The organism is Candidatus Binatota bacterium, assembly GCA_012960245.1.
Taxonomy (GTDB): Bacteria; Desulfobacterota; Binatia; order UBA1149; family UBA1149; genus UBA1149.
The window spans coordinates 23,242-32,445 of sequence record DUBO01000016.1; the positions used below are offsets into that span (position 1 = coordinate 23,242).

Consider the following 9,204-nt stretch of genomic DNA (forward strand, 5'->3'; position numbering starts at 1 on the left):
GATGAGTCAAAAGATGCACAGCTCGGGGCACTTGGAGACGAAGCCGGTTGACCCAGGCGGTATAAACGTGGTCTCTTTGAGCCTGCGCGCTATGGCTTGGATTCGTCAGATACCCCCGGCGCGGGCCGGGGGACGGTTGGCCGGTGTTTACCGGGAAATACGCAGCGAGGTTCCGCGTGTGCCCAACCTCATGCAGGTTTTCAGCCTGAGGCCCGAAACCATGGAGGGCCTGTATCGCTCCTGGTTGTCCTCGATGTGGAACGGGTCGGTAGACCGGCAGACCCGCGAGCTCATGGCCCTGGCCGTGGCGCGCTCGGCTCGCTGCGATTACTGCGTAGACTCGCACCTGGTGTTTCTCCAGGCCTGCGGCATGGACCGCGACCAGGCCTTTGCCATCGAGCGCGATAGCGCTGCCCTTGAAGATTTGCCCGAAGCTGTTCGCGTAGCGATGGAACTCGCCTCCCGCTTGACCTCCGACCCACGCAACTTGTGTGACGAAGACCTGTTAGCCTTGCGAAGGTGCTGGCCAGTGCTTGAACAGCGTGTTGAGCTGATCTCGGTGGCTGCCGGCTTCAACTGCATTACCAGGGTGGCCAACTCGCTGGGTGTCGACCAGGAAATACCGCGGAGCGTTCGTCGTTTTGCAGCGGGCAGGCGCGGCGCTATTTCGCTCTTGTCGCGGCTCACCGCGGTGAGCATGGACATGGACTTCAAGCCGGTTCCTGCGAGACCCCCTGAAGAAAACCTGCGCGCCCTCGATTTTCTTTTCTTCTCGCAGCTGGGGTTTGCTTCGTTGCCGCCTGGCTTCACGGTTCTCCAGCACTGCCCCGAGATGTTTGACGGCCAGCTCAGGCTCATGGAAAAGGCCGTGGCCGTCATGCCGCGCGATCGCTGGATGAGGCTGGGGCTGGTCATCGGCAAGCTAACGGGCTGCGATTACTTTTCGGAAAACTGCGCTGCATGGCTGGAGCAGCGCGGCGTGGACTCGGCCGACGTCGTGGCGGCGGCCGAGGGTGCCCAGTCGTCGCTGGCCGACGCCGAGAAGTGCTGCCTGCGCTTCGCGCGCGACCTTACCCTGCACTCGCACACCATGGACGAGAGCCGGGTGCGCGGGCTGAGGGCTGCCGGGCTTTCGGACGGCGCGATTCTCGATCTTGCCTTCGTGTCGGGGGTCTTTAACGGCATGGTGCGCCACGTGGCGGCCCTGGCCGTTGAAGAAAGCGTGGCTGATGAGTCCGAATCCCTGGTCGAAAGCGACGACGCGTCGGGGCATCTCAACGGAAACGCACCGGCTGGCGATGACTTCCACTGAGGGCGTTCCTGCCAATTCTTTTACAGCGCGGCTGGCCGGTTGACGATGATGTGTATAGGGTAGCGGTGCGCGCCTCGTCGGTGCGCAATTGGAGGCGCTTGAAGTGGTGGACAAGTCTATAGACGGCGAAGTATCGGGTAAGCTGTTCCGGTTTCTCTCGGCCATGCATCCCTCGCTGTCGCGTGCCGAGCGACAGAGCTTTGCCGAGTACGATGCCGATTCCTGGTATCCGTGGAACGGTGAGATCGCCAGTCGTTTTAACGAGTTGATGCGCAGCGCGCCGCGCGACAGCAGCTTCGCCCGCGGCTTTGCCTACGTGGCGCAGAAGGCGATTCCCGAGGGCCGTTACCTGTCGGTGCCGGAATTGCTCGAATACCTCGACCGGCTGCCGTCGGCCTTCAGGGGCGAGTACGGCAGCGGATTCGAGACCAGGCTTGAAGAGCCCTTCAAGGCCAGGATCAGCTACGCGGGAATGCCGGGCTTCGCCAACAGTTGCATAGCGGTGGCCGGCGAGCTTGCTCAACGCTTGCAGGCTTCGGGTGGCAAGGGAGTGCGGGTGCGCCACGTGGAAGGCTGCCGGCTGCAGGACGAAGAACGCTGCAATTTTGAGGTCACGTGGAAGTCCGAGGCCGATCCCCGCGGGGCCGAACTGATGGCGGCTTCTTCGCTGCTGGGCGAAGAAGCGCAGGACCTGCTCGTTCCTGAAACAGACGGCGATCTGCGCGAATCCGTGTCGGCCGATAACTGGAACTTTGCCGACGACGCTCAGCCGGGTGAGGACGTCCCCTTGCAGGAAGACGCTCAGCCGGCCGACACCGACGAAGCCACCTTGGCCCACGAAGCAGCGCCGCCCCACGAAATCACGCCGCCGCCCGAGCCGGTGACTGCCCCGGTGACTGCCCCGGTGTCTCCCCCGGTGCAGGAGTCTTTGCAGGAGTCCACCCAGGCGCAGGTGGCCGAGAGCACTGCCGGCGGACTGGCCGAAGTCTTGTCGACCCGGAATGCGTCGGTGACATCGGGCGACGATCTCTTCGGTATGCTCAAGCAACGCCTGGAAGTTGCCGATCACCAAGCGGCACTATACGAGCAGGCCCGCGGTGAGATCGATCTGCTGCGCAGCGAACTCAATCGTGCTGGTGAAGAACACCGTCGCGCTCTTGACGAAGCCGAGCAGCGCATCAGCGAAACCCGCGTGCAGCTGGCGGCGCTCAAGGACAACATCCGCAAGCTGGTATCAGACCGCTGAGCTTTTCCTGCAGGGTGGTACTCGTCGGCCCCCAGGGCGGGGCCAACGTGGGCTCGGTGTGCCGGGCCATTGCCAACATGGGCGGGGCATCCCTGTGCACGGTGAACGAGGAGTTCGATCTTGAGCAGGCTCGCATCATGTCGGTGCACGCGCACCCGGTTCTCGAAGCGCGCCTGCGCTGCTCTTCCCTGCAGGAGGCCGTCGCTGGCTGCACGACGGTGGTGGGTACTACCGCGCGCGAGGGCCCCTACCGCAGCCGTACGAGCGACGTGCGCCAGGTGGCCGCCAGCTTGCTGGCCGAGCACGACCACGGCGACCCGCGGCCGGTAGCGCTCGTGTTCGGGCCCGAGGACCGGGGTTTGTCCAACAGTGAAATCGCCGCCTGTCACCGCTTGGCCTGCATTCCCACCGAGGAGAGTTATCGCTCTCTCAACCTGGCCCAGGCCGTTCTGCTGTGCCTGTACGAACTGCGTCGAGCCGGTGAAGGCAAGTTGCCGACGTCGGGGAGCGATTCCGTTGACGAGCAGCACCCGCGCGCCGACGCCGGCGCCTCCGACGCGGCCATGGAAGCGCTGGAGCAGGCCCTGCTGCAGATCGGTTTTCTGTCCGAAGACAACCCCGGTCACATCATGCAGTCGCTCAGGTCGGTGTTCGGCAGGGCCGGGCTCGATGAACGAGAGCTGCGCATCGTCCGCGGCCTGGCGCGGCAGGTGAGCTGGTTTGCAGAAGGTGGCCGCGAGGTGGCCCTCGCCAAGCGAAAACAGGGCCGCCGCCTGCGCTGAACTGTTCTCTTTGACAACCTGCCGTCGCGGTGCGCCCCTTTGCAAGCGAACAGGGCAGCGACTACCTTGCGGCCACGGAGGAAAGCAATGGTAGTCATAACAGCAAAGTTAAGAGCGGCCGAGAACTGCGAAGACGAGGTGGCCGAAGCGCTCTCGAGCATGGTCAACTGGGTGACCGAAAACGAAGCCGACACCCTGACCTACACCCTCAACCAGTCGGCGTCAGACCCGCGCGACTTTCTCGTGTTCGAACGCTACACGAGCCGCGCGGCACTGGACTCTCACATCGGGTCGGATCGCATGAAGCAACTCAACGGTGAGCTCGGGGGCAAAGTGGAAGGGCCGCCTTCTGTCGAGTTTTACGGTGAAGTTGCCGCCAAGCTCTAGGGCGCAGGAGAGACGGTAGACAGTGGCAGTGATCGCAAGAAAAACCGGGCATTACCTCGAGGATTTCAGGCTGGGGCACGTGTTTCGCCACAAGGGTGGCAAGACGGTGAACGAGGGCCTGTTCAACGCCTTTACCGAGTTCAACTTTACGACCAACGCGCTTTGCAAGAACGCGGAGTTCGCCAGGTTGCACGGCTTCGAGGGGCTGGTCTGTCCGCCGGGCCTGGTTATGAACGTGGTCTTCTCGCAGACGGTAGAAGACATTTCGGAAAACGCGCGCGCCAACCTCGAGTACATCAACATGCGCTTCGGTGCGCCGGTGTACGTGGGCGACACGCTCGAGGCCGAGACCACGGTGGTGGGCATCAAGCCATCGTCCAAGGACAACGACCGCGGTGTCGTACACGTGAGCACGGTTGGCCGCAAGCAGGACGGGCGGGTCGTTATTGCCTTCGAGAGAAAGGTGCAGGTGTGGAAGAAAGACCTGGCCGCCAAGGTCGACGCGGGCGAGCTCGACGAGAAGCCCTCGGTGGAGTGCTCGCCCGAGATCCCGGCCTGGGATCCGGGGGCCGACTACGACTCGCGCGCCTACCTGTCGAGCGACCACGGTTACATGGAGGACTTCACGGCGGGCGACGTCTACGCGCACTCGCGCGGCCGCGTCATGACCGACGAACACATTGCTCTTACGGCTGTGCTCGACAACACCAGCCAGGTGCACTGCAACCAGTTCCTTATTGACCAGAACCCGGAAAAATACATCGGTGGTCGCCTGATCATTTTTGGGGGCATTCCGTTCAATCTCTGCCTGGGCCTGAGCTGTCCCGACATAGCCGACAACTCGCCGGCTGATGTCGTCTACACCACCGGTCGCCATACCGCGCCGCTGTTCGCCGGTGACACGGTTTTTGCCGAGACCGAGATCCGCTCGGTGGGAGACTACCCGGGCCGCGAGGACCTCGGCCTGCTGGCGGTCACGCTCAGGGGTTACAAGCACCGCCCAGCGAAGGAAGGCGAAGACGGGCCGCAACGGGTGGATATTTTTTACCTGGAGCGTGAGCTGGCTGTTCGCCGGCGCAGCCACTACACGGCGTGAGCGCAGGCGGCACGGTTGACGGCCGTGGCCTCGACGGTTGCGTGCTGGTGGAGGCCCCGTGCTTGATGAGCCTTGCCGTTGTCGGCGACGACGCGGTTGAGTACCTGCACGGCCGGCTGAGCTGCGACGTGGCGGGACTGGCCCCGGGGCAGGGTGCCCACTCGCTGTTGCTCACGCGGCAGGGGCGCGTGCAGGAGATGCTGGCGGTTTACCGTCGTGCCGATGATCTCTTGCTCGTTGTTGACCGCGGCAGGTCCAACTCGGTGATGGCCGCGCTCGAGGAATTCATCGTGGCCGACGACGTTGAGTTCGAGTCTTGCGAGCAGGCCGGGTCGCTGTTGCTGCTGGGGCAGAACGCGCCCGCCTTGCTGGCCGGCGCGGCGTCGGATTTTTCGGAGCTGAACCTTTCGGGTTTGGATCTCAGCCTGCGACGGCGCGCGGACCTCTGCGTGCCGTCCTTGGAATTGCTGCCTGGTCCGGGCTCAGACCCTGCACAGGTGAGCGCCGCTCTCCAGGAACTCGGGGCAAGCATGGGCGAGCCGGCGTTGCTGGATCGCATGCGGATAGAAAGCGGTATGCCCTTGGTCGGGGTCGACGTGGACGAGCAACGGATGGCCATCGAGGCCCGGCTGGAGTGGGCCATTCACTTTGCCAAGGGCTGCTACGTGGGCCAGGAAGTAATCGAGCGCAGCGTCAGCCGCGGACGCGTCAACCATCTCCTGTGCCTGTTGCAACTTGACCCGGCCGGCGCTGGTCTCGACGCAGCCGAGGTGGCCGGGTTGCAGGTAGCCGGCGGCAGCCCTGCCGATATCGTGACCAGCGTGTCGATGGGCGCGGGGGGAGACAGCGAAGTGGCCCTGGCGCTGGCTTACCTTCCCGCGGCCATGGCCGAGGCCGGCAGCGTGGTCGAGCTGGAGAGCGACGGCGTTGTTATTGTCCGCGCCACGGTCGCTGAGTGGCCCCGGCCCCGCGTGCTGGCGGGCAGGCAATCGCCTGCTTAAGAAAAGGGGGTTATCGGACGCCGCCCCCTTTGTGCGCAACCGGAGGGTGGCTCACGCTGTGAGCCGGCCACCGGGTTACACTGCCCGTGGCCTGAAAGCCAGGTCGTGATAGGCAGCTCATGAAAGGCGACTTCGTCTACGTCGATCTCGAAACCACCGGAACCCGCGCGGTCGCCGACCGCGTGACCGAGGTGGCACTCATACGCGTGCACGACGGCAAGGAGCTGCGGCGCTGGTCGAGCCTGGTGGACCCCGGCTGCCCGGTCCCGTCCTTCATCACCGGCCTTACGGGTATAAGCGACGAGATGGTGCGAGAGGCTCCGAGCTTCGTTGACCTGGCCGACGACCTGCTCGAAATGCTCGACGGCGCGGTGCTCGTGGCCCACAACGCGCGCTTCGACTACGGCTTTCTGCGAGCGGAGTTCAAGCGCGCCAACCGAAGCTTCCAAGCCCGCACGCTTTGCACGGTGCGGTTGGCCCGCAAGCTGTTTCCCGGCCACCGCAGCTACGCGCTCAGTGCCCTGCTCGAGCGCCACGACCTCAACTGCGCCGCTCGTCACAGGGCCATGGGAGACATCGAGGCGGTGCTTTCTTTTGTCGAGCTGGCCGAGCGCGAGCTGGGTCGCGACCGGGTCGAGCAGGAAGTCGCCGCCTTGCTCTGCCTGCCAACGCTGCCCGCCGGTCTCGATTCCGACCTGGTGGCTTCGATTCCCGACAGCCCTGGTGTGTACAGGTTCTACGGCGAGCGGCGATGCCTGCTCTACGTGGGCAAGAGCGTGCGGCTGCGCAGCCGGGTGCTGTCGCACTTTTCTTCGCAGAGCGCGACCCTGACCGACGCGAGGCTGGCGCGACAGGTGCGCGACGTAGAGTGGACCGAGACGGCTGGTGAGCTCGGCGCCCTGTTGCTCGAGGCCCGCACCGTCAAGACTGCGCGCCCGCTCTACAACCGCGCGCTCAAGGGAAGCGCGCGCGCACTGGCCGTCGAACTCGTCGAGGACCGCGACGGCTACCTCGGCGCACGTCTCACCGACGACTGGGACCCGGCCGACAGTGAGCGCTACTACGGAATGTTTCGTAGTCGTAAACAGGCCGAGGCCCGCCTGGACGAGTTGTGCCTGGAACACGAACTGTGCAGGCGGCGCATGCGCCTGGAGAAGCTGGGCCCCGCTTGTTTCGGCCACCGCCTGGGACGCTGCCGTGGTGCCTGCCTGGGGCAGGAGAGCGCCCAGGGTCACAACGCGCGCGTGCGCGTGGCCATGACGGGCCTGCGCCACAAGGCCTGGCCGTGGAAGGGGCCCATAGGCATACGCGAGCACAACCGTGCCGGGCGCATGAGCGAACTGCACGTCGTTGATCGCTGGCGCCACCTGGCCACGGTGGCCGACGAGGCCCAGTGGTACGACAACCCGGTGCTGCCCGAAAGCCGTAGCCCCGACCGCGACGTTTATCGTCTGCTGGTGCAGCAACTGTTCTCGGGTGCCGCCGGGGCAAAAATAGAAATAGTCCAGCTCTGAACACGCGCGGCGCTCAGCGGCAGGCGCTTGCCCTTGAGAGGGCTGCGGGTTGCCGCAACTATGGGCCACGGTGCTTATCGATCTCGTACTCCTGCTGGCCATAGCCTGCGCGGGCCTGTTGGCCGGGCGGCTGCTGGGACTGCCGGCCATGGTGGCCTGGCTGCTGGCCGGCGTTGTTGCCGGCCCGGCCGGCCTGGGCCTGCTCGGCTACAGCGACAACCTCGCTCGCCTGGCCGAACTGGGCGTTGCCCTGCTGCTGTTCGGCGTTGGCGTGGAGTTCTCGCTGGTAGGTCTTCGCCAGCGGCTGGCTCGCTTGCTCGCTACCGGTGGCGCCCAGGTGGTCGTGACGGCCGGGGCCACGACGCTGCTGTTTCACGAAATGGGGCTCACCATGCAGGTGGCCGTCGTGGGGGGCATGCTCGTGTCGCTGTCGAGCACCGCGGTGGTGTTCCGGCTCTACTCGGTCAGCGGTGAGCTGAGCGCTCCGCACGGCCAGGCAGCGGCCGGCGTGCTGCTGTTCCAGGACCTCGCCCTGGTGGCCATGATGATGGTGCTGCCGCTGCTCGGTGGCGCCGCCAACGCTTCGGCGCTGGAGCTGGCCATGGGGGTCGCGCGGGCGGTCGCGGCCGTTGTGTTCCTGCTGGTCGCCGCGCGCGCGTTGTTGCCGCCCTTGCTCGAGCTGGCCGCGCGGGCGGGCGCCGCGGAGTTGTTTCCGCCGCTGGCCCTGCTGGTGGCGCTGGGCACGGCCATGGGCGCGTCGGCGCTGGGCTTGTCGTTGCCCGTGGGTGCTTTTCTGGCCGGCCTGGCCTTGTCGGGCAGTCCCTACGCCCAGCAGGCCACGGCCGAGTTGCTGCCACTCAGGGACGCGTTTCTCGCGGTGTTTTTTACGAGCGTGGGTCTGTTGTTCGCTCCCGCCGAGATCGGCTCCGGGGGCTTGCTGGTGTTGGCGATTCTCGCCGCCGTGCTGCTCAAGGGCGCGGTTTCGGCGGCAGTGGTGGCCCTGGGTTGGCGCTCTGTTCGCGTGGGCCTGATGGCGGGCGTGGGCCTGGCCCAGGTGGGCGAGTTCTCCTTCGTGCTCGGGCAGGAAGCGCTGGGCCTGGGCCTGATCGACGATGCGTTCTTCCAGGGTTTTCTCGGCGCGGCCATCCTGAGCATGGCCGTTACGCCTTTTGCCACCCAGGCTGCGCGGCGGCTATACGACATTGATATCAGCGCCCCGGGTGGCGACGACCAACAGGCCAACGCTCGAGCCGGTGCTCCGGGCAGCGAGCGCGTGCTGCTGCTCGGCTACGGGCAGGCGGGACGCGCCATGGCCCGCGTGCTTGACTCCTCGGGCCTGTCGTTCGTGGCACTTGATCTCGCGGTTGACCGCGTGAACGAGGGTGTTGGCGATGGCTACGATCTGCGTTTCGGCGACGCCTCGCGGCGCGCCACCCTCGAGGCCGCCGGTGGAGCCAACTGCAGGGCCGTGGTCGTAGGGCTGGGCGATCCCTGGGCCACGCGCGCGGCAGTCAGGTTGCTCCGGCAGATGAACCCGGATGCGCCGATCCTCGCGCGCGCTGGTAACGAGGAAGAAATATCGGTGCTCGAAAAGCTCGGTGCCGACGAGGTCATAAGCACCGGTTTCGAATCGTCGGTGCACCTGCTCGCTTCCCTGCTCGAGCACCTGGGTGTGCCGCGTCATGTCGCGCGAGTGCAGGAATCGATACTGCGCATGGATGCTTACGGCGTGCTGAGGGGCCACGCGGCCTCGGCGCAGTTGTTGCCCGAGGTGGATAGGCTGCTCAGGGGGGGCACGCTGGTGACGGCCGAGGTTATGCAGGGTAGCCGAGCTTGCGGCAGCAGCCTGGCCAGGCTCGTGGCGAA

At 65.7% G+C, this 9,204-nt stretch carries 8 protein-coding genes; all 8 read left to right on the forward strand.

Annotated features, from left to right (window positions below; translation table 11 throughout):
- Position 1 precedes the first annotated feature (1 nt).
- Positions 2-1,312, forward strand: coding sequence for a hypothetical protein (locus tag EYQ35_02975; GenBank protein HIF63104.1), 1,311 nt, complete (start codon positions 2-4; stop codon positions 1,310-1,312).
- 106 nt (positions 1,313-1,418) lie between these two features.
- Positions 1,419-2,558 (forward strand): hypothetical protein, encoded by a 1,140-nt coding sequence (locus EYQ35_02980; protein HIF63105.1) that lies wholly within the window; start codon positions 1,419-1,421, stop codon positions 2,556-2,558.
- Positions 2,546-3,340, forward strand: a complete 795-nt coding sequence (locus tag EYQ35_02985) for an RNA methyltransferase (protein ID HIF63106.1) — start codon at positions 2,546-2,548, stop codon at positions 3,338-3,340. The genes EYQ35_02980 and EYQ35_02985 overlap by 13 nt, the downstream gene beginning before the upstream one ends.
- A gap of 87 nt (positions 3,341-3,427) precedes the next feature.
- A complete protein-coding gene (locus tag EYQ35_02990) occupies positions 3,428-3,727 on the forward strand; it encodes a hypothetical protein (GenBank protein ID HIF63107.1) in 300 nt (99 codons plus the stop codon).
- A 22-nt stretch (positions 3,728-3,749) separates the two neighbouring features.
- Entirely contained in the window at positions 3,750-4,823 is a 1,074-nt protein-coding gene (locus EYQ35_02995; GenBank protein HIF63108.1) for a hypothetical protein, read from the forward strand.
- On the forward strand, positions 4,820-5,824 hold the full coding sequence (locus EYQ35_03000; protein HIF63109.1) for a hypothetical protein: 1,005 nt from the start codon (positions 4,820-4,822) through the stop codon (positions 5,822-5,824). Before EYQ35_02995 ends, EYQ35_03000 begins: the two co-directional genes overlap by 4 nt.
- A gap of 119 nt (positions 5,825-5,943) precedes the next feature.
- Complete coding sequence (locus EYQ35_03005) at positions 5,944-7,338, forward strand: DNA polymerase III subunit epsilon (protein ID HIF63110.1); 1,395 nt, start codon at positions 5,944-5,946, stop codon at positions 7,336-7,338.
- Positions 7,339-7,387: 49 nt separating this feature from the next.
- On the forward strand, positions 7,388-9,204 hold a 1,817-nt coding region (locus EYQ35_03010), incomplete at its 3' end, for a hypothetical protein (GenBank protein ID HIF63111.1).